Origin of the sequence: Streptomyces sp. NPDC058051 (genome assembly GCF_042885475.1) — a bacterium.
Classification (GTDB): domain Bacteria; phylum Actinomycetota; class Actinomycetes; order Streptomycetales; family Streptomycetaceae; genus Streptomyces.
The window spans coordinates 1-23,288 of sequence record NZ_JBHVRW010000011.1 but is presented as its reverse complement, the minus strand read 5'-3'; the positions used below and the strand labels follow the sequence as shown (position 1 = coordinate 23,288).

Annotated in this window: 32 protein-coding genes; 25 read left to right on the top strand and 7 right to left on the bottom strand. The window is 68.7% G+C overall.

Translation table 11 applies throughout. The annotated features are described in order from the left end of the window. Window position 1: 1 nt before the first annotated feature. From ACFVUT_RS18765 to ACFVUT_RS18745, 5 genes are all read right to left on the bottom strand, one after another. Window positions 2-2,179 carry a PIG-L family deacetylase gene (locus ACFVUT_RS18765; RefSeq protein WP_389656110.1) on the bottom strand — a complete coding sequence of 726 codons (2,178 nt, stop codon included), beginning with the start codon at window positions 2,177-2,179 and terminating at the stop codon, window positions 2-4. 328 nt (window positions 2,180-2,507) lie between these two features. Further along, window positions 2,508-2,936: a GNAT family N-acetyltransferase gene (locus ACFVUT_RS18760; protein WP_389656107.1), complete on the bottom strand. Its 429-nt coding sequence runs from the start codon at window positions 2,934-2,936 to the stop codon at window positions 2,508-2,510. Window positions 2,937-3,119: 183 nt separating this feature from the next. Beyond that, window positions 3,120-4,004, bottom strand: a complete 885-nt coding sequence (locus ACFVUT_RS18755; protein WP_389656023.1) for a hypothetical protein — start codon at window positions 4,002-4,004, stop codon at window positions 3,120-3,122. A 34-nt stretch (window positions 4,005-4,038) separates the two neighbouring features. Continuing rightward, on the bottom strand, window positions 4,039-4,455 hold the full coding sequence (locus ACFVUT_RS18750) for a hypothetical protein (protein ID WP_389656021.1): 417 nt from the start codon (window positions 4,453-4,455) through the stop codon (window positions 4,039-4,041). A 203-nt stretch (window positions 4,456-4,658) separates the two neighbouring features. Next, a complete protein-coding gene (locus ACFVUT_RS18745) occupies window positions 4,659-5,150 on the bottom strand; it encodes an ATP-binding protein (RefSeq protein WP_389656019.1) in 492 nt (163 codons plus the stop codon). Between the two features lie 164 nt (window positions 5,151-5,314). Between ACFVUT_RS18745 and ACFVUT_RS18740 the strand changes: the two genes are divergently transcribed. Both ACFVUT_RS18740 and ACFVUT_RS18735 read left to right on the top strand, forming a co-directional pair. Next, entirely contained in the window at window positions 5,315-6,193 is an 879-nt protein-coding gene (locus tag ACFVUT_RS18740; RefSeq protein ID WP_389656017.1) for a helix-turn-helix domain-containing protein, read from the top strand. Next, complete coding sequence (locus tag ACFVUT_RS18735) at window positions 6,190-6,399, top strand: DUF397 domain-containing protein (protein ID WP_389656015.1); 210 nt, start codon at window positions 6,190-6,192, stop codon at window positions 6,397-6,399. The genes ACFVUT_RS18740 and ACFVUT_RS18735 overlap by 4 nt, the downstream gene beginning before the upstream one ends. 164 nt (window positions 6,400-6,563) lie before the next feature. On the opposite strand, the gene ACFVUT_RS18730 is transcribed toward ACFVUT_RS18735, so the two are convergent. Both ACFVUT_RS18730 and ACFVUT_RS18725 read right to left on the bottom strand, forming a co-directional pair. Next, the gene (locus ACFVUT_RS18730; protein ID WP_389656013.1) at window positions 6,564-8,876 is read right to left on the bottom strand and encodes an RNA repair domain-containing protein; all 2,313 of its coding nucleotides are present in this window, start codon (window positions 8,874-8,876) and stop codon (window positions 6,564-6,566) included. A 162-nt stretch (window positions 8,877-9,038) separates the two neighbouring features. After that, a complete protein-coding gene (locus ACFVUT_RS18725) occupies window positions 9,039-10,709 on the bottom strand; it encodes an RNA ligase family protein (protein WP_389656012.1) in 1,671 nt (556 codons plus the stop codon). 571 nt (window positions 10,710-11,280) lie between these two features. On the opposite strand from ACFVUT_RS18725, the gene rpsJ reads away from it, so the two are divergent. The 23 genes from rpsJ to ACFVUT_RS18610 all read left to right on the top strand — a co-directional run bounded on the left by rpsJ (window position 11,281) and on the right by ACFVUT_RS18610 (window position 23,192). After that, window positions 11,281-11,589, top strand: coding sequence for a 30S ribosomal protein S10 (gene rpsJ / locus ACFVUT_RS18720; protein WP_003948644.1), 309 nt, complete (start codon window positions 11,281-11,283; stop codon window positions 11,587-11,589). Between the two features lie 13 nt (window positions 11,590-11,602). Beyond that, window positions 11,603-12,247, top strand: coding sequence for a 50S ribosomal protein L3 (gene rplC / locus ACFVUT_RS18715; protein ID WP_389656010.1), 645 nt, complete (start codon window positions 11,603-11,605; stop codon window positions 12,245-12,247). 7 nt (window positions 12,248-12,254) lie between these two features. Beyond that, on the top strand, window positions 12,255-12,905 hold the full coding sequence (gene rplD, locus ACFVUT_RS18710; RefSeq protein ID WP_389656008.1) for a 50S ribosomal protein L4: 651 nt from the start codon (window positions 12,255-12,257) through the stop codon (window positions 12,903-12,905). Further along, window positions 12,905-13,228, top strand: coding sequence for a 50S ribosomal protein L23 (gene rplW, locus ACFVUT_RS18705; protein ID WP_389656006.1), 324 nt, complete (start codon window positions 12,905-12,907; stop codon window positions 13,226-13,228). The genes rplD and rplW overlap by 1 nt, the downstream gene beginning before the upstream one ends. 50 nt (window positions 13,229-13,278) lie before the next feature. Continuing rightward, window positions 13,279-14,115, top strand: coding sequence for a 50S ribosomal protein L2 (gene rplB, locus ACFVUT_RS18700; RefSeq protein ID WP_124716938.1), 837 nt, complete (start codon window positions 13,279-13,281; stop codon window positions 14,113-14,115). A gap of 12 nt (window positions 14,116-14,127) precedes the next feature. Next, on the top strand, window positions 14,128-14,409 hold the full coding sequence (gene rpsS / locus ACFVUT_RS18695; RefSeq protein WP_389656003.1) for a 30S ribosomal protein S19: 282 nt from the start codon (window positions 14,128-14,130) through the stop codon (window positions 14,407-14,409). Window positions 14,410-14,452: 43 nt separating this feature from the next. Then, entirely contained in the window at window positions 14,453-14,800 is a 348-nt protein-coding gene (gene rplV / locus ACFVUT_RS18690) for a 50S ribosomal protein L22 (RefSeq protein ID WP_004571827.1), read from the top strand. Beyond that, window positions 14,800-15,642 (top strand): 30S ribosomal protein S3, encoded by an 843-nt coding sequence (rpsC, locus tag ACFVUT_RS18685; RefSeq protein ID WP_093540760.1) that lies wholly within the window; start codon window positions 14,800-14,802, stop codon window positions 15,640-15,642. The genes rplV and rpsC overlap by 1 nt, the downstream gene beginning before the upstream one ends. A gap of 5 nt (window positions 15,643-15,647) precedes the next feature. After that, window positions 15,648-16,067, top strand: a complete 420-nt coding sequence (rplP, locus tag ACFVUT_RS18680) for a 50S ribosomal protein L16 (RefSeq protein WP_072485538.1) — start codon at window positions 15,648-15,650, stop codon at window positions 16,065-16,067. Then, window positions 16,067-16,291, top strand: coding sequence for a 50S ribosomal protein L29 (rpmC, locus tag ACFVUT_RS18675; RefSeq protein WP_014047786.1), 225 nt, complete (start codon window positions 16,067-16,069; stop codon window positions 16,289-16,291). Before rplP ends, rpmC begins: the two co-directional genes overlap by 1 nt. Continuing rightward, complete coding sequence (gene rpsQ, locus ACFVUT_RS18670) at window positions 16,291-16,599, top strand: 30S ribosomal protein S17 (protein ID WP_389656000.1); 309 nt, start codon at window positions 16,291-16,293, stop codon at window positions 16,597-16,599. The genes rpmC and rpsQ overlap by 1 nt, the downstream gene beginning before the upstream one ends. Before the next feature lie 100 nt (window positions 16,600-16,699). Further along, the gene (gene rplN / locus ACFVUT_RS18665; protein ID WP_003966950.1) at window positions 16,700-17,068 is read left to right on the top strand and encodes a 50S ribosomal protein L14; all 369 of its coding nucleotides are present in this window, start codon (window positions 16,700-16,702) and stop codon (window positions 17,066-17,068) included. Between the two features lie 2 nt (window positions 17,069-17,070). Next, window positions 17,071-17,394, top strand: a complete 324-nt coding sequence (gene rplX / locus ACFVUT_RS18660) for a 50S ribosomal protein L24 (RefSeq protein WP_003966949.1) — start codon at window positions 17,071-17,073, stop codon at window positions 17,392-17,394. Then, entirely contained in the window at window positions 17,394-17,951 is a 558-nt protein-coding gene (gene rplE, locus ACFVUT_RS18655) for a 50S ribosomal protein L5 (RefSeq protein ID WP_037688009.1), read from the top strand. The genes rplX and rplE overlap by 1 nt, the downstream gene beginning before the upstream one ends. Before the next feature lie 2 nt (window positions 17,952-17,953). Continuing rightward, on the top strand, window positions 17,954-18,139 hold the full coding sequence (locus ACFVUT_RS18650) for a type Z 30S ribosomal protein S14 (RefSeq protein ID WP_003956452.1): 186 nt from the start codon (window positions 17,954-17,956) through the stop codon (window positions 18,137-18,139). A 224-nt stretch (window positions 18,140-18,363) separates the two neighbouring features. Beyond that, window positions 18,364-18,762, top strand: a complete 399-nt coding sequence (gene rpsH / locus ACFVUT_RS18645) for a 30S ribosomal protein S8 (protein WP_018519291.1) — start codon at window positions 18,364-18,366, stop codon at window positions 18,760-18,762. 21 nt (window positions 18,763-18,783) lie between these two features. Next, window positions 18,784-19,323: a 50S ribosomal protein L6 gene (rplF, locus tag ACFVUT_RS18640; RefSeq protein WP_030914145.1), complete on the top strand. Its 540-nt coding sequence runs from the start codon at window positions 18,784-18,786 to the stop codon at window positions 19,321-19,323. Window positions 19,324-19,325: 2 nt separating this feature from the next. After that, window positions 19,326-19,709, top strand: a complete 384-nt coding sequence (gene rplR / locus ACFVUT_RS18635; RefSeq protein WP_389655996.1) for a 50S ribosomal protein L18 — start codon at window positions 19,326-19,328, stop codon at window positions 19,707-19,709. Between the two features lie 46 nt (window positions 19,710-19,755). After that, entirely contained in the window at window positions 19,756-20,361 is a 606-nt protein-coding gene (gene rpsE, locus ACFVUT_RS18630) for a 30S ribosomal protein S5 (protein ID WP_389655994.1), read from the top strand. Continuing rightward, window positions 20,361-20,543 (top strand): 50S ribosomal protein L30, encoded by a 183-nt coding sequence (gene rpmD, locus ACFVUT_RS18625; RefSeq protein WP_018550611.1) that lies wholly within the window; start codon window positions 20,361-20,363, stop codon window positions 20,541-20,543. Before rpsE ends, rpmD begins: the two co-directional genes overlap by 1 nt. Window position 20,544: 1 nt before the next feature. Then, window positions 20,545-21,000 (top strand): 50S ribosomal protein L15, encoded by a 456-nt coding sequence (gene rplO, locus ACFVUT_RS18620; RefSeq protein WP_018550610.1) that lies wholly within the window; start codon window positions 20,545-20,547, stop codon window positions 20,998-21,000. 216 nt (window positions 21,001-21,216) lie between these two features. Beyond that, window positions 21,217-22,536, top strand: coding sequence for a preprotein translocase subunit SecY (gene secY, locus ACFVUT_RS18615; protein WP_389655991.1), 1,320 nt, complete (start codon window positions 21,217-21,219; stop codon window positions 22,534-22,536). Then, window positions 22,536-23,192, top strand: coding sequence for an adenylate kinase (locus tag ACFVUT_RS18610; RefSeq protein ID WP_389671005.1), 657 nt, complete (start codon window positions 22,536-22,538; stop codon window positions 23,190-23,192). The genes secY and ACFVUT_RS18610 overlap by 1 nt, the downstream gene beginning before the upstream one ends. The last annotated feature ends 96 nt before the right edge of the window (window positions 23,193-23,288 follow it).

Below are 23,288 nucleotides of genomic sequence, written 5' to 3'. Positions count from 1 at the left end.
CTCAGACCGACCCGGGACGCCAGAGCCACGGCAGGGCGTCGACGCCCACGGCCACCACTGTCGGCCGCCCGTGCTCGTCGGCATGGAGCACGGGACCGTCCAGTGCCACCGGACCGTGCTTGCGTACGGAGAGTCCCTGGGACGTACGGAGCTGCATCAGGCCCTCCTCGGTGCGGCCGAGCAGCACCGGGGCGCCGGGTGACCCGGTGGCGGACACCGGACCGTATCCGCCGAAGCCCGCCCGGTCCTTGATCAGCCGCCCGTATCCGTCGATGCCGGTCTCGTCGGCCGTCTCCCCGGTCCGTACCGTCGTCAGGGCCGCCTTCGCCGCCGCGCGGTAGAACAGGTCGACGGTGCCGTCCGTCCCGGGCAGCGCGGCCGGTCCGTCCCCTGGCACGGGCACACCGCTGATCTGGGTGCGCGCGGTGACGGGCTCCCCGGGCGCGTCCTGCGTCCAGTGATGCACCGCGAAACGGCCCGCCGCGAAGACATGGACGCACCCCGCGTCGTCCACCACGGCACTCAGCCCGTCCTGGACCTCGCCCCCGCCCATGTCCCGCCATCCGCTCCACAGCCCGGCCGTGTCCCGTACCCGTGTACTGAGACCTTTCTCCGCGTTCCGCACGAAGAGATGGACCCGGCCGTCGGGCGCGGTGACCGCGACCGGGACTCCGATCCGGCGCCCGCCCTCGTGATCCCGCACGGGGTTGCCCAGCCCGCGCCAGGCGTGGAAGCCGCCTCCGGGGAGGCGTTGTTCCAGGATGACGATCTCGCGCTCGTTGTCCGCCCCGCGCCCGCCGAGTGCGGAGAACCGCAGCCCGAAGAGCACGTGCCGCCCGTCCGGCAGGGTCGCGCTTCCCAGGACCGGTGCGAGCGGGCCGCCGCCGAGGTCCTCCGGGCTGTCCCACACCCCGCTGCCCGGCGCGCTCTCGGACCAGCGCACCGCCCGCAGCCCCAGCACCCCGTACGCGACGAGCCGGCCGTCCGGGTCCGAGGCGACGGCGGTCCGGGGGCCGGGGTAGCGGTAGTGCGTGGACCGTACCCAGCCCTTCCGGTTGGTCAGCGGCCGGTTGCCGCCCACGTTGTAGTCGCCGCAGCCCGCGGAGTTGCCGCAGCGCCAGTCGACCGAGCCGCCGTACGGCACCAGATGCGACGCCTTCTCCGCCAGCACGTCGGGCGGCAGATTCTTCGGCCAGTGCCGGTTGTAGTAGCCGCGGTACGCCGCGGTCGCGAAGCTCGGTACCGTGCCGCCGTTCCTCCCGGTGGCCCGTGGCGGAGTGCCGCCGTTCTCCGCGGTCCGAGGCGCGTCGCCGTCGCCGTCGTCTGTGGTTCGTGGCGCCGTGCCGCTGCCCTCCGTCGTCCGCGCCACCCACCGGATCAGCGCCGCCCAGGTGAACAGCGCGGTCGCGGTGTGGTCCGGGTGGTCGGAGTACCCCTGCTGCTCGCTGTCGCGGCGGCGTACGAGCTCGCTGCTGTGCTGGACGTCGGGATCCGGGTCCATGGTGTGCACGGTGGTGGGCCGGTACTCGTCGAACAGCCCGACGAGGACGTCGATCAGCCCGTCATAGGTGTAAGAACCCGCCTGCTTCAGCGGCGAGGCGTCGGCAACGACGGTCGGCAGGACGAGCCGGCGGTCCTGCCAGAGGCTGGGCAGCCCGAGACGCCCGTACGTGGTGTGCATCGCGGTGTTGAGGAAGATCAGCTCGACCGTACGGCCGGCGTTGCCGAGGCGGTTGATCTCGGCGCGGTGACCGCCGTGCAGGCCGATGACGGACTTCTGCCACTGAGTGAACGGGCCGAGGCCGAGGAGTGTCGCGTACGCCTGCCGGAGTCCCTGGTGACGGGCCGAGGAGTACGCCGCCTTGTCGGGGACGGGCAGGGGGCGGCCGGGCACCCGGTTGACGCCGGTGGCCTCTCCCGCGGTCAGGTAGACGCAGACCAGCGGCGTACCGGCGTCGAGGGCCTGCTGCGTGTCCGGGTTCATGAAGTACAGGTCGTCGTCCGGATGGGCGAGGACCTGCATCATCAGGGCCCTGTGCGAGGTGCTGATCGGCAGGCCGGGCAGCGGGTCCGCGGTGGGGTTGCGGTGGCGGCGGGGCGGCGGAGGCGCCGTACAGGCGCCGAGGACCGCCGGACCCAGCACACCGGCGGCCACCGAGATCAGAGCGCGCCGGGGCACTCCCGTGAGAGATGCGTACAACGCGGGTCCGTCCGTCACACCGTGCTCCGTCCACTTCCCCACAGCGGGCGGCCGTGCGGCCCCGTGCCGCGTGCCGAATTCCGAGCAGGCGGCGGGGGTGAGCCGCTGCCGCGGGGGGATAGACGGAGATTTCCGGGGGCGGGTTGCCTGGGTTTCTACGGGTGTGGGCCGCGCGGGCCCGGACGGCCGCACGCCGGGCCCGGACGGACCCGCCTGGTTGCGGACGGACCCGTGCCGGGCCCGGACGGACCCGCCTGGTTGCGGACGGACCCGTGCCGGGCCCGGACGGACCCGTGTGGTCGCAGTACTAGCGGGCGGGTGGGCGCACCATGAACACGTCGATCGGGTCCTGTCGTTCCTCGGTGAACCCGTGGCGTTCGTAGAGCGCGCGGGCGGCGCTGCCCTGCAACACGTTCAGGCGCACGGTCACGTCTTCCTCGTCGGCCCGCGCGAGCAGCGAACCCAGCACGGCGGTACCGATCCCGCGCCCCTGGAGGGCGGGGGAGAGGTAGAAGCTCTCCAGCCGCCACCCGTTCTCGACCGGCCGCAGGGTGACGCAGCCCGCGAACGCGCCGTCCGCGAGGACGACCGAGGTGTGCTCCGGTGCGTAGACGTCCCGCAGCCGCTGTCGGACACGGTGTTCGTCGTACCGCCCGAGCCGCTCCAGGTCGGGACGCATCACGATGGCCCTCAGCTCGGCTATGACCTCGACGTCCTCGGGCTCGGCGGGGCGCAGCGCCCAGGCCGTGGCAGTGCTCTCGTTCACGGCTGGATTCTCGCAGCGTGGGGTGTGGGGTGTGGGGCGTGGGGCGTGGGGCGTGGGGCGTGGGGCGTGGGGCACGGCGTTCGGCCTCGGGCCTTGCGGAGCATCGGGCGCAGCTGTACGCAAGCTGCTGTACGCCCTGGCTCTGGAATGGGGCTACTTCTCGGCGAAGATCTCCTCGGCAGAGGTGGCGGTGACGGCTCGCATGAGCCACTGGCGCAGAGTCTCGGGGTCGCCGCAATCGATGATCCGCCCGCGAACATCGTCGGGAACGGCGATGCCGCGCTGTTCCAACACGAGCAGGATGTCCTCGGCGCGGCCCTGGGCGCGGCCCTGAGTTCGGCCTTCGTCCCGGATCTCTTCGGACATGAAGGACTTGTAGAAAGAGAGGTCCACGGCCACCAGATTCCTCCACTGTTGTGCGGCCGGGCGGTTGCCCAGGCCCTGTGCGGTGAGTTCGACGATGGGGTCGGCGATTGCTTCCGGTGTGTCCCGCAGTGCGGCGGACAGGGTTTTCAGTATGGCACCGACGTCCGGATTGTCGGCGTGTGTGATGGCGGCCAGGGTGGCTAGTGCGAAGTCTTTGCGGGCTTCGGCCACGTCGGTGATGACCGGCATGTTGTGCGGACCCGCGACGAGAGGGTTCAGGGCGAGTGTCTGCCATTGGCGGACGCCGATGGAGATGGGGCGTGCGGCCCAATCGGCGGTGGCGTGGTCCTGGCAGACGACCAGTAACAGGACGGGCAGTCCGTACCTGTTGTGGAGATAGCTGACGTAGTACGGCCAGCTGACGGTCTTGCGCGGGTCCTTCTTGCCCTGGGCTTCGATGGCGAGGAGGAAGGGCCCGTCGTCCTCGGTTTCGATCCGCAGCAGGGTGTCCACGCGGCGTTCGACCGGCCGGGCCTCGGTGAGGTCGGTGGGCATGAGGGTGACCGAGGTGGGTGGTGGGATGGCGACTCCGAGTACGTCGGAGACGCGGGAGAAGAGGCCGGGGTACTCCTGGAAGATGCGGTGCATTGCTTCGTGGGGCGAGCTGACCATGCAGGGTCCGTTCGGGTTGTGGGTGATGGTCCGGTCAGGCGGCTGTGCGCAGGTCTGAGCGGCAGTCGCGGCAGTGGCCGGGGTGGTGGGAGCGGAAGGCGCGGTCGCAGCGGTCGCAGTCCTGGAGCGGGATGACGACGGTGTTGCGCCGTGGGAGTGCGAGCTCCTCGGTCCCTGGCAGCGGTGGTGGCAGGAGCGTCGTGATCCGGTGGCGGAGGAGCTTGGCCGGGTGTTTGATGCCGATTCTGGCTCCGGTGGGGAGCGACTGGATGTGGGCGGCGAGCCCGATCGCGGTGAGGGAGAGTCCGTGGTGCTGGGTGAGGTGGTTGCCGATGACGGTGAAGCCTGCGGCATGCCGGGAGTTGATGTGGATGACACCGGATGAGGGTGTGGCGTCTCCGGGTACGGGGGACGGGGCGCGCGGGGGCGCGCTAACCTGCGGGGTATCCATCGGGAAGCTCCTACTTCCTCGGTGGTCAGGCCCTCGACTGAGATTGGCGTCTCGTCGGGGGCCGTCGCATGTCTGGAGTTGTCGCGGCGAGCATATGCCTGTCAACCCGTATGAAATCCAGCCCGGTTGCCCTATTTCACCCGCGTGAGTGACGGGGGTCGGGTTTGGGTGGGGAGGGTGTTTTCCCCAGGTCCCTTAAAGCTTTATGCGTCGTGGAATGCGGGGGCGTGGTGCACCGGGTCGTGGGTTTCCGCGACCCGGTGGAACGGTCGTGGTGCGAGGTCGAGTTCGGCCCAGACGGTCTTGCGCGGGACGGGTCCGACCTCGATGCCCCAGCGGTCGGCAAGCGCCTCGACGATCAGCAGGCCGCGCCCGCTCTCCGCGTGCCGGCCGGGGGTGGACACGACGGGCAGTTGCTCGCCCCGGGTGTCGGTCACCTCGATCCGCAGGAGCTCGTCGCGGCGGGCGGTGAGGCCGAGTTGGAAGTCCCGGCCCGGTACGCGGCCGTGGACGGCGGCGTTGGCGGCCAGCTCGGCGACGATGTGCGCGGCCGGTTCGCAGACGATCCCCCAATCGCCCAGATGCGCCACGGCCAGGAGGCGGGCGAGCCTGGCGCCCCGGCGGGTGGGGGAGAGCAACACGGTGAACTGCCGGACGGGAGCGGAATGTTCGGTTCGGGTGAGGTGTTGGTTCACGTCACTCAGCGTGGCCGTGCCTGCGTACCGTGAACAGCAACAAGCCCCTTACGTACGGTGATTGTCCCGTGGTTGTCCAGTGCTGTCCTGGCTGTCCGGGGTGACGTGTCGGGGAGACCGGGGGTTGAGTCGAGACGGCAGAACGCGTCGGAAGTGGGGCACGGATGAGCGTGGATGGGACCGGTACGGAACGCGGTGACGCCGGGGCGGACGAGCCGGGCTGGGACGTCGATCCCGATGACGAGTCGGGGGCGGCCGTGGTCGCGGCGGTGGGGCGTCAGATCAAGGCGTGGCGGGAGGCGGCGGGGCTGCGGGCCGGCGAGTTCGGGGCTGCGATCGGGTACGGGGAGGACCAGATCTACAAGGTGGAGGGCGGCCGTCGCATCCCCCGCCCGGAGTTTCTGGACAGGGCGGACGACGTGCTCGGGGCGGGCGGGAAGATCGCGGCGATGAAGCAGGACGTGGCGGAGGTCCGGTACCCGAAGAAGGTGCGGGATCTGGCGAAGCTGGAGGCCAAGGTCGTCGAGCTGGAGGCGTATCACCACCACAATATCAATGGCCTGTTGCAGACCGAGGAGCATATGCGGGCCCTGTTCGCGTCGTGGTTGCCTGCCTACACGCTGGACGAGATGGACCGCGTGGTGGCCGCTCGCATGGCCCGACGGTCCATCTTCGAGCGAGATCCCCTTCCGTCGCTGAGCTTTGTCCAGGAGGAGGTGACGCTTCGGCGTCCGGTCGGAGGCGCAATGGTGTTGCGCCGACAACTCGAACGCCTCTTGGACGTAGGGCGGTTGCGAAATGTGTCGATCCAGGTGATGCCGACCAACCGCGAGGAGCATCCTGGGACAGGCGGACTGATCGAGGTGCTGAAGTTCCCCGACGGCAGTGCGGTGGGGCGTTCCGAGGGAGCGTTCGGTGGCCGTCCGGTCTCCGACCCGAAGCAGCTCAGGATCCTTGGGTTGCGCTATGGGATGATCCGGGCCCAGGCTCTTACGCCACGGGAGTCGCTGGCCTTCATCGAGCACGTGCTGGGAGAGACATGATCAACAACCCCTCTGCCGGGGACGCTTCCGAGCTGGAGTGGTTCAAGAGCAGCTACAGCAGCAGTGGCGACGGCAACGACTGCGTCGAGGTCGCGTCCATCCCCGACGCGGTGCTCGTGCGCGACTCCAAGAACGCGCAGGGGGCCCGGCTCGCTTTCGCCTCAGGTGCTTGGGCGGGCTTCGTCTCGTACGCTGCCGGGCACTGATCCCACACGCACGCGCGCCCCCGAGCCCGGTTGATGCCGGACCGGGGGCGCGTTGCTGTCAGAAGATCCTGTCCTGGATGCCGACCTCGGCCCTGGGTTCCGCTTGGGTCGGAGGGGCGGAGGGGTCGGAGGCGTTGGTACGGGAAGGGGCGCCGACCAGTCCGTCAGAGGGCGAACGCCGGGTCTCCGGTCGACCGGAGAGCGGACAGTTCCACCGGGGCCAGCGAGGCGTCCGGGATGCCGCGCAGGATCTCCGCCCCGATCTCTGCCAGCCGGTGCCCGTCGGGTGGCGTAGCACCCAGGCCGATCGCGTATCCCGCCAGATCGTCGGCGGTGAGGGGGCGGGGCCAGATACGGGAATCCGGGGCGCCCGCCTCCGCGAGGGCGGCGGCCAGGGCGAGCAGGCGTCCGCGCAGCCGCCCCTCGTCGGGGCCGGGCCGTACGGAGGCCAGGGCCCAGGCGGTGTGCTGCGCGTGCAGCGGCGGCGGGGCGCAGAGCAGGGCGTGCGGTACGGGGCCGGAGTCGGCGGCGGATTCCAGGATCTCCCAGGCACGGAAGAGCTCCTCGGCGACGAGGTCGCGGCCGGCGGCGGACACCTGTGCGGTGCAGGAGCGGACCGGGGCGGTCGGCGTCAGCACCGTGAGCGGGAGGCTGCCCGCCTCCCCGTCACCGACCGCGCTGTCCCAGTCCCACGTGGCCCACGTCGCGAAGAAGTGCCGGAGCAGGGGGAGCGGCGCCAGGTCGCCCGACTCGTGTGCCGTGCGGGCGGCCAGTACGGACCAGGCCAGGCCCGGCAGCCCGCCGCACGGTGCGGAGTCCAGGCCGCGCGCCCCGGCCCACGCCTTCACCTCGCGCGCGAGGCCGGTGAACGCCGCCCGGTGCGGGTCCGCCGCCGCGAGCACCGCGTCCGCGTCGCTCACCGCGCTGAGCGCCACGCCCGCCGCCTCGCCCAGTTCGGTGCGGCGGGCGACCGCCTGTGCCGGGGGAAGGACACCCGTCGCGACGGTCACCAGGTCCACCCGGAGTCCGCCGAGGCGGAGACGCAGACCGGGCACGCGCGCACCGGTCACCTCACGCAGACCGGCGGCCTCCGGCAGCGCGGCGGCCAGCCGCGCCCGTACTCCCGGCAGATCCCCGTCCCCGGGCAGCGCCGCCACCAGGTCCACATCGGCGCCGGGCCGCGCACAGCCCATCCGCCGCGAGCCGGCCAACTGGACACACCCCTCGGGCAGAGCGGCGGCCACCCTGCGCACCACATCCGCTGCGACTGCCGCCTCCGCCTCCGCCCCTGCCGCTGCCCCTGCCTTCTCCGCCTCCACCACCCCGGCCCCCGCCCCGGCCAGCTCCACCCGGACCCCGAAGTGGTCCGAGGCGTACAGCCCGTCCGGCGTCGGGACGTCGCCCAGCAGCGTCGCCGACACGGGCCGCAGCCCCTCCGAGCGGACCAGCACCCGGTCCAGCCGGGACACCCGCCCCGTCAGGGAGGAGACGGCGGCCAGCGGGTTGACGGACGGATCGAAGGTCGGCGTCCGGTCGTCCGCGCCGTGCACCCGGCTCCAGGCGTCCGGCATCCCCAGCCGGTCCTGCGGGGTGCTCCCCCCGTCGTTGAAGTCGCCGAGCAGCATCACATCGCCCTCGACCGCCGCCAACCCGGTTGCGAGATCGGTCAGTTCGGCGTCGCGTCGAGCAGCGCCGTCCGCCGAATGGTCGCTGCTGAGATGGGTGACCGCCACCGTCACCGGCCCTGCCGCTGTCTCCACGACCACGGCGGCGACCGCCTTGTGCGGGCCGAGGACATGCAGACCCGCCTCCCGCACGGGGAGTCTGCTGAGCAGCAGCAGACCGCAGTCCGCGACGTCCCGGCCCGCCGGGTCGGCCCAGAACATGTAGCCCTCACGGACCCAGGGAGCCGACAACAGGAGTCCGAGCAGGGCGGGTTCGGCCTCCTGGAGGGCGATGACATCGGCATCCGCGGCGCGCAGGACGTCGAGGAGGAGCGGGCGGCGGCGGGCGGTGTCGATGCGGTCGCTGTCATAACGGTCCCAGAGGGTGTTCCAGGTCAGCAGCGTCAGGGGACCGGACAGAGCGGGCATGGACTCGGGCATGGACTCGGGCGCGGGCGCGGGCACGGGCACGGGCACGGACTCGGGCACCGGCGTCCAGGCGGCGTCCGGTACGGAGTACGTGTGCGGCGCGCGGGAGGTGAAGTACGGCGACGGCAGCCGCCGCGGCGCGCGTACCCGTCCGGCGTCCGTCGCGTCGATCCGGTCCACCCCCGAGGACCGGTCCCACACCACCTCGCCGTCCGCCTCGAAGAACAGCACCCGGTGCCAGGGAATGTCCCCGCCGGGCGTGAACCGAGGCAGCGGCACCCTCTTCGGCACGGTCCCGCGCTGCGCCACGCCCATCACGAAGCGTGCCGGGTCGAACCGCGCGTCCCAGCGGACCCGGTGGTAGATCTCCTCACTGGTACGCATTCAGGGCCTTCCGTCCGGATCGTGCCGGGCTCGCGTGCCCGGGTGCCGCGCCTCGCGGCGTTGTCGTCACTCGCCATGGCTCCGCCATGGCTCCCTCCTCCGCCCTGCGATCCACGGCACCGGACCCCGCTCCCTGATCCGGCCCGATCCGGACGGAAGGCCCTACGCGCTGTCCTCCACGGTTCCGCTCGCTCCGATGTACCAGGTCCGGTGGGCCTGGCCGGGGTACGGGGGCACGAACCGGTGCAGTTGCGAGGTCAGCACCTGCGAAGGCACCGGATGGGTGCGGCGTTCGTTGCGGCGGATCAGTTCCGCCTCGTCGACCAGGGCGACGGCGTGGGTCAGCAGCGCGTCCCTGCGCCGGGCGACCGCGTGCACCAGGGAACGCTGGTGCGCGTTGAGCGAGGTGGCGTCCCAGACGACCGTGGAGCCTGCGGTGAGCGCGGCGTCCAGCCGGTCGAGCCCTTCGCGCAGCACCTCCCCGTTGGCCTTCTGGTCCGCGCGCGAGCCCCGGGCCTGCCGCAGGTCGTCGAGCGAGAGATACGTGTCGACACCGGGCAGGGCGCGCGCGAAGGTGCTCTTGCCGCTGCCCGAAGGACCGACGAGATGGACCAGGCGCGGGAAGTCCCCCGTGCGCCACCGCCAGGTCGCGGCGACCGCCTCCTGCGCGGTGGTGACCCGGCCCAGGGCGTACGCCTCACGGGCCTGCGCCAGGCAGCGGTCGGCCGCCGCCGGGTCCAGGTCCGTGAAGGCCGCACGCAGTCCGGCCGGCTCCCGTACGTCCTGTGCGTGCAGCGCCGACCACTCCACCTGTTCACGTGCCTCGCCGCTGTCCGCCACGGTCGCGGCCAGCGCGTGCAGCAGTCCGAGATCGGCGGCGGAGGACAACCGGGCCAGGCCGGTCGGGCGCTCCTCGTCCGGGTACGGGCGGTGCAGCGCGGGATGCAGTCCGACGAGATCCGCGACGCGCCGGGCCGACGGCATCCCCAGCGTCCGCGCCAGCGCGGGCGCGAGCTCGGCGCGCCGTCCGCGGTGCAGCAGCGCGGCCAGCACGCCGGTCAGCCGGTCGTCGCCCGTCCGGCCCAGGGCGTCGAGGGCGTCTCCCATCGCGGCAGCGGCCCCCGCGTCCCACCCGGCCGCGCCCGTCGCCCCGGCCAGCGCCACCGGGTCGACCGGTGCCCCCGACCGTACGGCCCACAGGGCGGCGGCCGGGCCGAGCCCGTTCTCCACGACGGAGGCGTGCATCCAGTGCGTGTCGGTCCGCACGTGGCCGGGCCGCACCCACTTCGCCACCCGGCGCCCGAAGTCCGCCGCGCCGAAACCGTCGGCCGGCCGTACGACGTACCCCTCCTGCCGCCCCGTGTCCGGCCGCAACGCCCGCAGCGCCCTTTCGGCCCGCGCGTCGAACACCCCGCGCCACAGCACCGGCGGCACCGGAATCCCCAGCCCGCGCAGGAACACCACCGTCCGGTCCCAGTCCAGGCAGCGGTCCCCGTCCCAGACGGAGAAGCCGTAGAAGAAGCTCTCCAAGCCGTCGTACGCGATCGAATGGCGCGCAAACATGTTCTCTCCGCACACCCGCCACCCCTCGGGGACACGGGCCCCGATCCGGCCCTGGAGCGCCTTCACCCAGCCACGCGAGGGGTGGTGGGCGGAATCGAGCGAGCGGGCGTGCAGACCGTCGGCGTAGAGCGTGGTGTTCTCGCCGTCCAGCTTCTCGGTGACGACGACCTCGCGGCCGGTCAGCCCGGAGAGGTCCGCCATCCGCACATCGTCCGAGGTGGCCCCGGGCGACCACGGCAGGTGTGCGGTGCGCGGATAGTGCGTACGCATGATCGATGCCCCTGGTGACGACGGCGTGCCCGGCCGGTCACTGTAGGGGGGAGGGTCCGCGGCCCTCGAACGAATTACGAGGGGCGGCACCGGCGCTTCGGCGGCCGTCCGTGAGCGGGTCCGGCGGTCCGCCGGATGACGTCGAGCGGTGCCCCGCGCTGCTCCCGACGCGCGCCCCCGTTTGACCGAAGGGCCACGGGGGGTAAGATCCTCCACCCGATTGGCCAGGCTCGCGCCGCGTATGGCACACTGACCAGGTTGCTCGGTTGAGTGTCAATGCTGCGCGCCTCCCGCCGGGAGGACCGGAAGCGAGTCCCACAGTACTCGTCGACCCCCTGCGGGTCGGACGTACGGGAATCTTCCGGGAAGCGTCAGTGGGGCATCGGCCAGGCGCCCGGCGGGTGTTCCGCCCCCGGTCTCGCGGTCCTCGGGCCCGCACCCCCTTGGTTGGGAAATCCTTCGGGAGATCTGCGTAGAGGGGATGCGACACGCCCGACCGCGTGGGTCGGAGACGGAGTCTTGAGAACTCCCGGGTTCCAGAGCGTTACGAGAGACAGGACTACTAGTAGCCATGGCGGGACAGAAGATCCGCATCCGGCTCAAGGCCTACGACCACGAGGTCATCGACTCCTCGGCGAAGAAGATCGTCGAGACGGTGACCCGCACTGGTGCGTCGGTCGCGGGCCCGGTGCCGCTGCCCACTGAGAAGAACGTGTACTGCGTCATCAAGTCGCCGCACAAGTACAAGGACTCGCGCGAGCACTTCGAGATGCGCACGCACAAGCGCCTCATCGACATCCTCGACCCCACGCCGAAGACGGTTGACTCGCTGATGCGTCTCGACCTGCCGGCGGGCGTCGACATCGAGATCAAGCTCTGAGGTGACGCGCGAGATGGCTAAGAACATTAAGGGCGTCCTGGGCGAGAAGCTCGGCATGACCCAGGTCTGGGACGAGAACAACCGGGTCGTCCCGGTGACCGTCGTCAAGGCCGGGCCGTGCGTCGTCACCCAGGTCCGCACCAACGACAACGACGGCTACGAGGCAGTCCAGATCGCCTTCGGCGAGATCGACCCCCGCAAGGTGAACAAGCCCCTCAAGGGCCACTTCGCCAAGGCCGACGTGACCCCGCGCCGCCACCTGGTGGAGCTGCGCACCTCCGACGCCAGCGAGTACACGCTGGGTCAGGAAGTCACTGCCGAGGTGTTCGAGTCCGGCGTCAAGGTCGACGTCACGGGCAAGAGCAAGGGCAAGGGCTTCGCCGGTGTCATGAAGCGTCACAACTTCAAGGGCCTCGGCGCCGGTCACGGCACCCAGCGCAAGCACCGCTCTCCCGGTTCCATCGGTGGCTGCGCCACCCCGGGCCGTGTGTTCAAGGGCCTCCGCATGGCGGGCCGTATGGGCAACGAGCGAGTCACCACCCAGAACCTGACCGTTCACGCCGTTGACGCGGAGAAGGGTCTGCTCCTCATCAAGGGCGCAGTCCCCGGTCCGAACGGCGGCCTCGTCCTGGTCCGTACCGCGGCCAAGGGGGCTTGAGGAACCGATGAGCACCATTGACATCCTTTCGCCGGCAGGCGACAAGGCCGGGACCGTCGAGCTCCCCGCGGAGATCTTCGACGCCAAGACCAGCGTTCCGCTGATCCACCAGGTCGTTGTCGCACAGCTGGCAGCTGCCCGTCAGGGCACGCACAAGACCAAGACCCGCGGCGAAGTCCGTGGCGGTGGCCGCAAGCCGTACCGCCAGAAGGGCACCGGCCGCGCGCGCCAGGGTTCGACCCGTGCGCCGCAGTTCGCCGGCGGTGGCGTCGTCCACGGCCCGCAGCCGCGTGACTACTCGCAGCGGACCCCGAAGAAGATGAAGGCCGCCGCCCTGCGCGGAGCCCTCTCGGACCGGGCCCGTCACTCCCGCATCCACGTCGTCACCGGCGTGGTCGAGGGTGCTGTCTCCACCAAGGCCGCCAAGACGCTGTTCGGCAAGATCTCGGAGCGCAAGAACCTGCTCCTGGTCGTCGACCGCTCGGACGAGGCCGCGTGGCTGTCCGCCCGCAACCTGCCCCAGGTGCACATCCTGGATCCGGGTCAGCTGAACACGTACGACGTGATCGTCTCTGACGACGTGGTCTTCACCCAGGCCGCCTTCGAGTCCTTCGTGTCTGGCCCCCAGACCGCTGAGACCGAAGGGAGCGACGCCTGATGAGCGAGGCGACCGTTACCAGCAAGACCTACACGGACCCGCGCGACATCCTCGTCAAGCCGGTCGTGTCCGAGAAGAGCTACGCGCTGCTCGACGAGAACAAGTACACGTTCATCGTCGCGCCCGGCTCCAACAAGACCCAGATCAAGCAGGCCGTGGAAGCGGTCTTCTCGGTCAAGGTCACCGGGGTCAACACGATCAACCGGCAGGGCAAGCGCAAGCGGACCAAGACCGGCTTCGGCAAGCGCGCCGACACCAAGCGCGCCATCGTGACCCTCGCCGAGGGCGACCGTATCGACATCTTCGGCGGCCCGACCTCCTGACGGAGGTCGAGACGTCCAGGATCCGGAATTCTTCCGAGGACTGAGAAATAATGGGTATCCGCAAGTACAAGCCGACGACGCCGGGCCGTCGTGGCTCCAGCGTCGCCGACTTTGTCGAGATCACGCGGTCCACGCCGGAGAAGTCGCTGGTCCGCCCCCTGCACAGCAAGGGCGGCCGTAACAACGCCGGTCGTGTGACCGTTCGCCACCAGGGCGGTGGCCACAAGCGCGCCTACCGAGTGATCGACTTCCGTCGTCACGACAAGGACGGCGTGCCGGCCAAGGTCGCGCACATCGAGTACGACCCGAACCGCACCGCGCGCATCGCGCTCCTGCACTACGCCGACGGCGAGAAGCGCTACATCATCGCGCCGCGTGGCCTGACGCAGGGCGACCGTGTCGAGAACGGCCCGGCCGCCGACATCAAGCCCGGCAACAACCTGGCGCTGCGCAACATCCCGGTCGGTACGACCATCCACGCCATCGAGCTGCGGCCCGGCGGCGGCGCGAAGTTCGCCCGCTCCGCGGGTGCCTCCGTGCAGCTGCTGGCGAAGGAGGGCACCATGGCCCACCTTCGTATGCCGTCGGGTGAGATCCGCCTGGTCGACGCCCGCTGCCGCGCCACCATCGGTGAGGTCGGCAACGCCGAGCAGTCGAACATCAACTGGGGCAAGGCCGGCCGCATGCGCTGGAAGGGCGTTCGCCCGACCGTCCGCGGTGTCGCGATGAACCCGGTTGACCACCCGCACGGTGGTGGTGAGGGCAAGACCTCCGGTGGTCGCCACCCGGTCTCGCCGTGGGGTCAGAAGGAGGGTCGTACTCGTTCTCCCAAGAAGGCGAGCAACAAGTACATCGTCCGCCGCCGCAAGACGAACAAGAAGCGCTAGGAGCGGGTTTAGATGCCGCGCAGTCTCAAGAAGGGGCCCTTCGTCGACGGCCACCTCATCAAGAAGGTGGACGTACAGAACGAGGCAGGCACCAAGAACGTCATCAAGACCTGGTCCCGTCGCTCGATGATCGTCCCGGCCATGCTGGGTCACACCATCGCGGTGCACAACGGCAAGATCCACATCCCGGTGTTCGTCACCGAGTCGATGGTCGGCCACAAGCTCGGCGAGTTCTCGCCGACTCGCACCTTCCGCGGCCACGTCAAGGACGACCGGAAGTCGAAGCGCCGCTAAGCGCGGGGTGGAAACGACTATGACTTACACCGAAGGGACAACCATGGAAGCCAGGGCCCAGGCGCGGTACATCCGCGTCACGCCCATGAAGGCCCGCCGCGTGGTGGACCTCATCCGTGGCATGGATGCCACGGAGGCTCAGGCGGTCCTGCGTTTCGCCCCGCAGGCCGCGAGCGTGCCGGTCGGCAAGGTGCTGGACAGCGCCATTGCCAACGCCGCACACAACTACGACCACACCGACGCCTCTTCGCTGGTCATCAGCGAGGCGTACGTGGACGAGGGTCCGACCCTGAAGCGGTTCCGTCCGCGTGCTCAGGGTCGTGCCTACCGGATCCGTAAGCGGACCAGCCACATCACCGTGGTCGTCAGCAGCAAGGAAGGAACCCGGTAATGGGCCAGAAGGTAAACCCGCACGGGTTCCGGCTCGGCATCACCACGGACTTCAAGTCCCGTTGGTACGCCGACAAGCTGTACAAGGACTACGTCAAGGAAGACGTCGCCATTCGTCGCATGATGACGAAGGGCATGGAGCGGGCCGGCATCTCGAAGGTCGAGATCGAGCGCACCCGCGACCGCGTCCGCGTTGACATCCACACCGCCCGTCCGGGCATCGTCATCGGCCGCCGTGGCGCCGAGGCCGATCGCATCCGTGGCGAGCTGGAGAAGCTGACCGGCAAGCAGGTCCAGCTGAACATCCTTGAGGTCAAGAACCCCGAGGTGGACGCTCAGCTGGTGGCCCAGGCCGTCGCCGAGCAGCTCTCCTCCCGCGTCTCCTTCCGTCGTGCCATGCGCAAGAGCATGCAGAGCTCGATGAAGGCCGGCGCCAAGGGCATCAAGATCCAGTGCGGTGGCCGCCTCGGCGGCGCCGAGATGTCCCGCTCGGAGTTCTACCGCGAGGGCCGCGTGCCCCTGCACACGCTCCGCGCGAACGTCGACTACGGCTTCTTCGAGGCCAAGACGACCTTCGGCCGCATCGGTGTGAAGGTCTGGATCTACAAGGGCGACGTCAAGAACATCGCCGAGGTCCGCGCCGAGAACGCCGCTGCCCGCGCCGGCAACCGCCCGGCCCGTGGCGGCGCTGACCGCCCGGCCGGCCGTGGTGGCCGCGGTGGCGAGCGTGGCGGTCGCGGTCGCAAGCCGCAGCAGCAGTCGGCTCCGGCTGCCGAGGCCCCCAAGGCCGAAGCTCCCGCCGCTGCCGCTCCGGCTGCTGAGAGCACCGGAACGGAGGCCTGACCGAAATGCTGATCCCCCGTAGGGTCAAGCACCGCAAGCAGCACCACCCGAAGCGCAGCGGTATGTCCAAGGGTGGCACGCAGGTTGCGTTCGGCGAGTACGGCATCCAGGCGCTGACCCCGGCGTACGTGACGAACCGTCAGATCGAGGCAGCTCGTATCGCGATGACCCGCCACATCAAGCGTGGCGGCAAGGTCTGGATCAACATCTACCCGGACCGTCCCCTGACGAAGAAGCCCGCCGAGACCCGCATGGGTTCCGGTAAGGGTTCTCCCGAGTGGTGGATCGCGAACGTCAAGCCGGGTCGGGTGATGTTCGAGCTGTCCTACCCGAACGAGAAGATTGCTCGTGAGGCGCTTACCCGCGCTGCTCACAAGCTTCCGATGAAGTGCCGCATCGTTCGGCGCGAGGCAGGTGAGGCGTGATGTCGGCCGGAACCAAGGCGTCCGAGCTGCGCGAGCTGGGCAACGAGGAGCTGCTCAACAAGCTCCGCGAGGCCAAGGAAGAGCTGTTCAACCTCCGCTTCCAGGCGGCGACGGGACAGCTCGAGAACCACGGTCGGCTCAAGTCCGTCCGTAAGGACATCGCCCGGATCTACACCCTGATGCGCGAGCGCGAGCTGGGCATCGAGACGGTGGAGAGCGTCTGATGAGCGAGAAGACTGTGACTGAGACGACTGACAAGAAGAGCGGCTCGTCCGCGGGCGACCGCGGTTTCCGCAAGACCCGTGAGGGTCTGGTCGTCAGCGACAAGATGGACAAGACCGTCGTCGTCGCTGTCGAGGACCGTGTCAAGCACGCGCTGTACGGCAAGGTCATCCGCCGTACGAACAAGCTCAAGGCACATGACGAGCAGAACGCCGCCGGCGTCGGCGACCGCGTCCTCCTGATGGAGACCCGGCCGCTGTCCGCCACGAAGCGGTGGCGCGTCATCGAGATCCTCGAGAAGGCCAAGTAATTCCTGAGAGGCATTCCCCTCAGGCAAGTTCCGCCAGGCTCGGCGGGGGCTCCTTCACCGGAGCCCCCGCCGGGAACCGGCAGACGATCAGGAGATAGACGTGATCCAGCAGGAGTCGCGACTTCGTGTCGCCGACAACACGGGTGCGAAGGAAATCCTCACCATCCGTGTTCTCGGTGGTTCGGGTCGCCGCTACGCGGGCATCGGTGACGTCATCGTCGCCACCGTCAAGGACGCGATCCCCGGTGGCAACGTGAAGAAGGGTGACGTCGTCAAGGCCGTCATCGTTCGCACCGTCAAGGAGCGTCGCCGCCAGGATGGCTCGTACATCCGCTTCGACGAGAACGCCGCTGTCATTCTGAAGAACGACGGCGACCCCCGCGGCACCCGTATCTTCGGCCCGGTGGGCCGTGAGCTGCGCGAGAAGAAGTTCATGAAGATCATCTCGCTCGCGCCGGAGGTGCTGTAAGCATGAAGATCAAGAAGGGCGACCTGGTTCAGGTCATCACCGGTAAGGACAAGGGCAAGCAGGGCAAGGTCATCGTGGCCTACCCGGCTCAGGACCGCGTCCTCGTCGAGGGTGTCAACCGGGTCAAGAAGCACACCAAGGCCGGTCAGACGGCTCGCGGTTCGCAGACCGGCGGCATCGTCACCACCGAGGCCCCGATTCACGTCAGCAACGTTCAGCTGGTTGTGGAGAAGGACGGCAACAAGGTCGTCACCCGCGTCGGCTACCGCTTCGACGACGAGGGCAACAAGATCCGCGTTGCCAAGCGGACCGGTGAGGACATCTGATGACTGCCACCACTGCGCCGCGTCTCAAGACGCGCTACCGCGAGGAAATCGCCGGCAAGCTGCGTGAGGAGTTCTCGTACGAGAACGTCATGCAGATCCCCGGCCTGGTCAAGATCGTGGTCAACATGGGTGTGGGCGACGCCGCCCGCGACTCCAAGCTGATCGATGGCGCCGTGCGCGACCTCACCACGATCACCGGCCAGAAGCCGGCCGTCACCAAGGCCCGCAAGTCCATCGCGCAGTTCAAGCTGCGTGAGGGTCAGCCGATCGGCTGCCACGTCACCCTTCGTGGTGACCGGATGTGGGAGTTCCTGGACCGTACGCTGTCGCTCGCGCTGCCGCGTATCCGTGACTTCCGTGGCCTGTCGCCGAAGCAGTTCGACGGCCGTGGCAACTACACCTTCGGTCTCACGGAGCAGGTCATGTTCCACGAGATCGACCAGGACAAGATCGACCGGGTCCGGGGCATGGACATCACCGTGGTCACCACGGCGACCAATGACGACGAGGGTCGTGCCCTCCTTCGTCACCTCGGCTTCCCGTTCAAGGAGAACTGACCGTGGCGAAGAAGGCTCTGATCGCTAAGGCCGCCCGTAAGCCGAAGTTCGGCGTTCGCGCGTACACGCGCTGCCAGCGCTGCGGCCGGCCCCACTCCGTCTACCGCAAGTTCGGCCTGTGCCGCGTGTGCCTTCGTGAGATGGCTCACCGTGGCGAGCTGCCGGGCGTGACCAAGAGCTCCTGGTAATTCTCCTTCGCCCTTTGGGCGTTGGGAATCACCGGAGACTCTCGGTAAGCATCTGGTCGGCAGGAACCCGGCCTCACATGCCGTAGGCTTGTGGGGTTGGGCGCCTGCCGCCCAAGACCGACTTACTACGCCGTAGGTCCCCGCACCGCACCCGTCCTGCCTCTGAGTAGGGAGAGGGATGGCGCATACAGGAAACCCCGGCGAGAGAGGCCGAAGGCCAACTCATGACCATGACTGATCCCATCGCAGACATGCTCACGCGTCTGCGTAACGCGAACTCGGCGTATCACGACGACGTCACGATGCCGCACAGCAAGATCAAGTCGCACATCGCGGAGATCCTCCAGCAGGAGGGCTTCATCACCGGCTGGAAGGTCGAGGACGCCGAGGTCGGCAAGAACCTCGTCCTGGAGCTGAAGTTCGGCCCGAACCGCGAGCGTTCGATCGCCGGCATCAAGCGCATCTCCAAGCCGGGTCTGCGTGTGTACGCAAAGTCCACCAACCTGCCGAAGGTCCTCGGCGGCCTGGGCGTGGCGATCATCTCCACGTCCCACGGTCTCCTGACCGGCCAGCAGGCCAGCAAGAAGGGCGTAGGTGGGGAAGTCCTCGCCTACGTCTGGTAGTCGGGAACGGAGGAATAGCTCATGTCGCGAATCGGCAAGCTCCCCATCCAGGTTCCCGCCGGTGTGGACGTCACCATCGATGGCCGCACGGTCGCGGTGAAGGGCCCCAAGGGCACCCTCTCGCACACCGTCGCGTCGCCGATCGAGGTCACCAAGGGTGAGGACGGCGTCCTGAACGTCGTCCGCCCGAACGACGAGCGTCAGAACAAGGCCCTTCACGGCCTGTCCCGCACGCTGGTGGCGAACATGATCACCGGTGTGACCCAGGGATACACCAAGGCGCTCGAGATCAGTGGTGTCGGTTACCGCGTCCAGGCGAAGGGCTCCAACCTGGAGTTCGCCCTGGGCTACAGCCACCCGATCCTGATCGAGGCCCCGGAGGGCATCACCTTCAAGGTGGAGTCCCCCACGAAGTTCTCGGTCGAGGGCATCGACAAGCAGAAGGTCGGCGAGACCGCGGCCAAGATCCGCAAGCTGCGGAAGCCTGACCCGTACAAGGCCAAGGGCGTCAAGTACGCCGGCGAGGTCATCCGCCGCAAGGTCGGAAAGGCTGGTAAGTAGCCATGGCATACGGCGTGAAGATCGCCAAGGGCGACGCCTACAAGCGTGCCGCCCGCAAGCGTCGTCACATCCGCGTCCGCAAGCACGTCTCCGGTTCGCCGGAGCGTCCCCGCTTGGTCGTGACGCGTTCCAACCGCCACATCGTGGCTCAGGTCATCGACGACATCGCGGGCCACACGCTCGCGTCGGCGTCGACCCTGGACACGTCCATCCGTGGTGGCGAGGGCGACAAGAGCACCCTGGCCAAGCAGGTCGGCGCCCTGGTCGCTGAGCGTGCCAAGGCCGCAGGCGTCGAGGCCGTCGTGTTTGACCGCGGTGGTAACCAGTACGCCGGGCGGATTGCCGCTCTGGCTGACGCCGCCCGTGAAGCCGGGCTGAAGTTCTAGCCCCGGTTCCTACGCACAGCGGACGTAACAGAGAGAGGTAAATCCAATGGCTGGACCCCAGCGCCGCGGAAGCGGTGCCGGTGGCGGCGAGCGGCGGGACCGGAAGGGCCGTGACGGCGGCGCAGCTGCCGCCGAGAAGACCGCGTACGTCGAGCGCGTCGTCGCGATCAACCGCGTCGCCAAGGTTGTGAAGGGTGGTCGTCGCTTCAGCTTCACCGCGCTGGTCGTGGTGGGCGATGGTGACGGCACCGTCGGTGTCGGTTACGGCAAGGCCAAGGAAGTTCCCGCGGCCATTGCCAAGGGCGTGGAAGAAGCCAAGAAGAGCTTCTTCAAGGTTCCGCGTATCCAGGGCACCATCCCTCACCCGATCCAGGGCGAGAAGGCTGCGGGCGTCGTCCTGCTGAAGCCTGCTTCCCCCGGTACCGGTGTGATCGCCGGTGGCCCGGTGCGCGCCGTCCTGGAGTGCGCCGGCGTTCACGACATCCTGTCGAAGTCGCTCGGCTCCGACAACGCGATCAACATCGTGCACGCGACCGTGGCGGCCCTCAAGGGCCTGCAGCGTCCCGAGGAGATCGCGGCCCGCCGCGGTCTGCCGCTTGAGGACGTCGCCCCCGCGGCTCTGCTCCGTGCGCGTGCGGGAGCGGGTGCGTAATGGCTCGCCTCAAGATCACGCAGACGAAGTCGTACATCGGCAGCAAGCAGAACCACCGCGACACCCTTCGTTCGCTCGGGCTCAAGCGCCTGCACGACGTGGTTGTCAAGGAGGACCGCCCCGAGTTCCGCGGAATGGTGCACACCGTCCGCCACCTCGTGACGGTTGAGGAGGTCGACTGACATGGCGGAGAACAAGCCGCTGAAGGCCCATGACCTCCGGCCCGCCCCGGGCGCCAAGACCGCCAAGACCCGTGTGGGTCGTGGTGAGGCGTCCAAGGGTAAGACCGCCGGTCGTGGCACCAAGGGCACCAAGGCCCGCTACCAGGTTCCGGAGCGCTTCGAGGGTGGGCAGATGCCCCTCCACATGCGTCTCCCGAAGCTCAAGGGCTTCAAGAACCCGTTCCGCACCGAGTACCAGGTCGTGAACCTGGACAAGCTCGCGACGCTCTACCCCGAGGGTGGAGAGGTCACCGTGGCCGACCTGGTCGCCAAGGGTGCGGTGCGCAACAACCACCTCGTCAAGGTCCTCGGACAGGGCGAGATCTCCGTGGCGCTGCAGGTTTCGGTTGACGCCGTTTCCGGCTCCGCCAAGGAGAAGATCGCCGCCGCCGGCGGCACCGTCACCGAGCTCGTCTGAGACAACTCGATGGCCTGAACATCCGACCGGGGATGCCTCTCATATGGGGCATCCCCGGTTGGTCGTTCCTAGGGGGGCATAGTCGCCGGTAAGGTGGCGTGCGTTGTTGTGTGGTAACCCCTCGGGCACCCGCCCGCGGGCCTTTTGACCGTTACGTATTCGTCGATCCTCAAGACCGTCACCTCTACGCATTGCGCGGGGGTCGCAGGAGGCACCGTGCTCACCGCGTTCGCCCGGGCGTTCAAGACGCCCGACCTGCGCAAGAAGCTGCTCTTCACGCTCGGCATCATCGTGATCTACCGGCTCGGGGCACACGTCCCCGTACCGGGAGTGAGTTACGAGAACGTCCAGACCTGTGTTGATCAGGCCAGCAAGGGCAACAACAGCCTCTTCGGCCTGGTGAACATGTTCAGCGGTGGTGCACTGCTGCAGATCACGATCTTCGCGCTCGGCATCATGCCGTACATCACGGCCAGCATCATTCTTCAGCTGCTGACCGTGGTGATTCCCCGACTTGAGGCGCTCAAGAAGGAGGGGCAGTCCGGCCAGGCCAAGATCACGCAGTACACGCGTTATCTGACCGTCGCGCTCGCCATCCTCCAGGGCACCGGCCTGGTGGCCACCGCCACCAGTGGCGCACTGTTCAGCGGCTGCCCGGTCGCCGACCAGATCGTGCCGAACCAGTCGATCTTCACGACCATCATCATGGTGGTCACCATGACCGCGGGCACCGCGGCCGTCATGTGGCTCGGTGAGCTCATCACCGACCGCGGCATCGGCAACGGCATGTCGATCCTGATGTTCATCTCGATCGCCGCCAGCTTCCCCGGCGCCCTCTGGGCCATCAAGACCAGCGGCAAGCTGGCCGATGGCTGGATCGAGTTCGGCACCGTCATCCTGATCGGCTTCGTGATGGTGGGTCTCGTCGTCTTCGTCGAGCAGGCCCAGCGCCGTATCCCGGTGCAGTACGCGAAGCGCATGATCGGCCGCCGGTCGTACGGCGGTACGTCGACGTACATCCCGCTGAAGGTGAATCAGGCGGGTGTGATCCCCGTCATCTTCGCTTCTTCGCTGCTCTACATCCCCGCCCTGATCGTGCAGTTCTCCAACTCCACTGCCGGCTGGGCGACCTGGATCAAGGACAACTTCGTCAAGGGCGACCACCCGTACTACATCACGGCGTACTTCCTGTTGATCGTCTTCTTCGCCTTCTTCTATGTGGCGATTTCGTTCAACCCCGAGGAAGTCGCCGACAACATGAAGAAGTATGGTGGCTTCATCCCGGGTATCCGGGCTGGTCGACCTACTGCCGAGTATCTGAGCTACGTGCTCAACAGGATCACTTGGCCGGGCTCGCTGTACCTGGGGCTGATCGCTCTCGTGCCGACGATGGCGTTGGCAGGCTTCGGTGGCGCGAACCAGAACTTCCCGTTCGGCGGGACAAGCATCCTCATCATCGTGGGTGTGGGTCTGGAGACCGTGAAGCAGATTGAGAGTCAGCTCCAGCAGCGCAATTACGAAGGGTTCCTCCGCTGATGCGAATCGTCCTCGTCGGGCCGCCCGGTGCCGGCAAGGGAACGCAGGCTGCGTACCTTGCCAAGAACCTGTCGATTCCGCAGATCTCCACGGGCGATCTCTTCCGCGCCAACATCAGTCAGGGCACCGACCTTGGCAAGCAGGCCCGCGCGTACATGGATGAGGGTCAGTTGGTTCCGGACGAGGTCACCATCGGGATGGCCAAGGACCGCATGTCCCAGCCGGACGCCGAGAACGGCTTCCTGCTGGACGGCTTCCCGCGCAACGTGGGTCAGGCCGAGGCTCTTGACGACATGCTGAAGGACGAGGGCACCAAGCTGGACGCGGTCCTGGACCTGGAGGTCCCCGAGGACGAGGTGGTCAAGCGCATCGCCGGCCGCCGCATCTGCCGGAACGACGGCTCGCACGTCTTCCACGTGACGTACAACCCGCCGAAGACCGAGGGTGTCTGCGACACCTGCGGCGGCGAGCTGTACCAGCGCGACGACGACACCGAGGACACGGTCCGCACTCGGCTGGAGGTCTACCACACGCAGACCGAGCCGATCATCGACTACTACAGGGCCCAGGACCTGGTGGTCACCATCTCCGCGCTCGGCAAGGTCACCGATGTGACCGAGCGGGCGATGGAGGCTCTCAAGTCCGCCAAGGACTGAGAGGGAAACACCCGCAGTACTTCCGCAGTCGGGCGCGGCGGCCAAGGGGGCCGCGGCCGCCAGCGTGCGCCGGATAGGGGGGTGCGGCCGTACCAG

Excerpts from the sequence above, each read along its gene's own strand:
- rplE (WP_037688009.1), top strand. The coding sequence starts at position 17,394 with ATGACTGCCACCACTGCGCCGCGTCTCAAGACGCGCTACCGCGAGGAA.
- rplO (WP_018550610.1), top strand. The coding sequence starts at position 20,545 with ATGGCGGAGAACAAGCCGCTGAAGGCCCATGACCTCCGGCCCGCCCCG.
- rpsE (WP_389655994.1), top strand. The coding sequence starts at position 19,756 with ATGGCTGGACCCCAGCGCCGCGGAAGCGGTGCCGGTGGCGGCGAGCGG.
- rpsQ (WP_389656000.1), top strand. The coding sequence starts at position 16,291 with ATGAGCGAGAAGACTGTGACTGAGACGACTGACAAGAAGAGCGGCTCG.
- rplC (WP_389656010.1), top strand. The coding sequence starts at position 11,603 with ATGGCTAAGAACATTAAGGGCGTCCTGGGCGAGAAGCTCGGCATGACC.
- rplW (WP_389656006.1), top strand. The coding sequence starts at position 12,905 with ATGAGCGAGGCGACCGTTACCAGCAAGACCTACACGGACCCGCGCGAC.
- rpmD (WP_018550611.1), top strand. The coding sequence starts at position 20,361 with ATGGCTCGCCTCAAGATCACGCAGACGAAGTCGTACATCGGCAGCAAG.
- ACFVUT_RS18755 (WP_389656023.1), bottom strand. The coding sequence starts at position 4,004 with ATGGTCAGCTCGCCCCACGAAGCAATGCACCGCATCTTCCAGGAGTAC.
- ACFVUT_RS18740 (WP_389656017.1), top strand. The coding sequence starts at position 5,315 with ATGAGCGTGGATGGGACCGGTACGGAACGCGGTGACGCCGGGGCGGAC.
- rplB (WP_124716938.1), top strand. The coding sequence starts at position 13,279 with ATGGGTATCCGCAAGTACAAGCCGACGACGCCGGGCCGTCGTGGCTCC.
- rplR (WP_389655996.1), top strand. The coding sequence starts at position 19,326 with ATGGCATACGGCGTGAAGATCGCCAAGGGCGACGCCTACAAGCGTGCC.
- rplV (WP_004571827.1), top strand. The coding sequence starts at position 14,453 with ATGGAAGCCAGGGCCCAGGCGCGGTACATCCGCGTCACGCCCATGAAG.
- rpsJ (WP_003948644.1), top strand. The coding sequence starts at position 11,281 with ATGGCGGGACAGAAGATCCGCATCCGGCTCAAGGCCTACGACCACGAG.
- rpsS (WP_389656003.1), top strand. The coding sequence starts at position 14,128 with ATGCCGCGCAGTCTCAAGAAGGGGCCCTTCGTCGACGGCCACCTCATC.
- ACFVUT_RS18610 (WP_389671005.1), top strand. The coding sequence starts at position 22,536 with ATGCGAATCGTCCTCGTCGGGCCGCCCGGTGCCGGCAAGGGAACGCAG.
- ACFVUT_RS18750 (WP_389656021.1), bottom strand. The coding sequence starts at position 4,455 with ATGGATACCCCGCAGGTTAGCGCGCCCCCGCGCGCCCCGTCCCCCGTA.
- ACFVUT_RS18725 (WP_389656012.1), bottom strand. The coding sequence starts at position 10,709 with ATGCGTACGCACTATCCGCGCACCGCACACCTGCCGTGGTCGCCCGGG.
- rpmC (WP_014047786.1), top strand. The coding sequence starts at position 16,067 with ATGTCGGCCGGAACCAAGGCGTCCGAGCTGCGCGAGCTGGGCAACGAG.
- rplF (WP_030914145.1), top strand. The coding sequence starts at position 18,784 with ATGTCGCGAATCGGCAAGCTCCCCATCCAGGTTCCCGCCGGTGTGGAC.
- rplD (WP_389656008.1), top strand. The coding sequence starts at position 12,255 with ATGAGCACCATTGACATCCTTTCGCCGGCAGGCGACAAGGCCGGGACC.
- rpsH (WP_018519291.1), top strand. The coding sequence starts at position 18,364 with ATGACCATGACTGATCCCATCGCAGACATGCTCACGCGTCTGCGTAAC.
- ACFVUT_RS18730 (WP_389656013.1), bottom strand. The coding sequence starts at position 8,876 with ATGCGTACCAGTGAGGAGATCTACCACCGGGTCCGCTGGGACGCGCGG.
- rplP (WP_072485538.1), top strand. The coding sequence starts at position 15,648 with ATGCTGATCCCCCGTAGGGTCAAGCACCGCAAGCAGCACCACCCGAAG.
- ACFVUT_RS18735 (WP_389656015.1), top strand. The coding sequence starts at position 6,190 with ATGATCAACAACCCCTCTGCCGGGGACGCTTCCGAGCTGGAGTGGTTC.
- rplX (WP_003966949.1), top strand. The coding sequence starts at position 17,071 with ATGAAGATCAAGAAGGGCGACCTGGTTCAGGTCATCACCGGTAAGGAC.
- rpsC (WP_093540760.1), top strand. The coding sequence starts at position 14,800 with ATGGGCCAGAAGGTAAACCCGCACGGGTTCCGGCTCGGCATCACCACG.